This is a genomic window from Flavobacterium franklandianum (assembly GCF_007097365.1).
Taxonomy (GTDB): domain Bacteria; phylum Bacteroidota; class Bacteroidia; order Flavobacteriales; family Flavobacteriaceae; genus Flavobacterium; species Flavobacterium franklandianum.
The window spans coordinates 1-1,028 of record NZ_VJZR01000037.1; the positions used below are offsets into that span (position 1 = coordinate 1).

General features: G+C 33.9%; 2 protein-coding genes. Both read right to left on the minus strand.

Features of this window, described 5'->3' with window-relative positions; genetic code table 11:
* Nucleotides 1-642: ISAon1 family transposase (locus FNW17_RS16420; protein WP_185964888.1), on the minus strand; the 642-nt coding region annotated here is incomplete at its 3' end.
* Entirely contained in the window at nucleotides 626-988 is a 363-nt protein-coding gene (locus FNW17_RS16195) for an ISAon1 family transposase N-terminal region protein (RefSeq protein ID WP_126563080.1), read from the minus strand. The genes FNW17_RS16420 and FNW17_RS16195, both read right to left, overlap by 17 nt.
* Between the last annotated feature and the right edge of the window lie 40 nt (nucleotides 989-1,028).

Here is a 1,028-nt window from a genome sequence, read left to right on the forward strand (position 1 = left end):
TTGTAATTGATTCTCTGACCATTTTGATTTATTCTTGTATAAGAAATAGCGACTTCTGGCTAGCAATTGTTTCAGTGTATCCCCATTAATTAATATTTCAGACTCAAACTTTTTCTTGTTTTTCTTGGCTTTTTCTATAGCCTCATTTTCCTGATCTATTGCTTGCCAGCGGTATTTGATTCTGATTTCTTGTAAAGCCTCTGTAGCTAGTTTTTGAACGTGGAATCGGTCGATAACACGAGTTGCATTTGGAAAACATTTCTTGGCAATCAGCCCCATATTTCCTGCCATATCAAGGGTGATTTCGGTAACTAGATTTCGTTGTTTAAGAGGAATTTTTTCAATGATAGCAATTACAGTTTCAGCTTTAGTTCCCGCAACCATTGCAACGATGGTTCCTTTTCTTCCTTTGGCGGCCTTATTGGTTAGAATTGTATAGAGTTCACCATTAGACAGGGAGGTTTCGTCTATTGATAATTGTTTTCCAATGTTTTCAGGGAAAATAAGCCATTTTTTTGCGTGTGGTTTTTGATTCCAGATTTTAAAATCACTTAAGAAATCTTTGTACTGATGTTGTAGATTTTTACCGCTAACACCATAGAAAGATGCTATAGCATTACAGTCATTAGGCTTGGAATCTATTGATTTCTTTTAAAAAAGACGCGAACTCCTGTGTTACCCGAGTTCCGTCTGCTACTAAATTCCAATCTCTAAAAACAACTTGCCCAGTATCCTCATTAAGCCATCTTCTACGAGTGATATGAAGGTATACTTGATGTCCACGAATTGGAAAATCTTGAACCGTTATCTCATCAAAGAATCCTTTGGAGCTTAATTTGTTTTGACGGTACTCTTTTGGAATCGAATTAATCTCTTTTAAGTAAAGATGAAGTAATTCTTCTCCTTTTTTATAAGAAGTAAGTTCAAAATAATCAACTATAATTTCTGGTAATAATAACTTGAGTAGTTCAACAAAAGAATCTTGCATTTGTATTTAATTTAAAAAGACAAATATCGAAATTTAATAT

Coding starts and splice junctions, on each gene's coding strand:
- FNW17_RS16195 (WP_126563080.1), bottom strand. CDS start 988: ATGCAAGATTCTTTTGTTGAACTACTCAAGTTATTATTACCAGAAATT.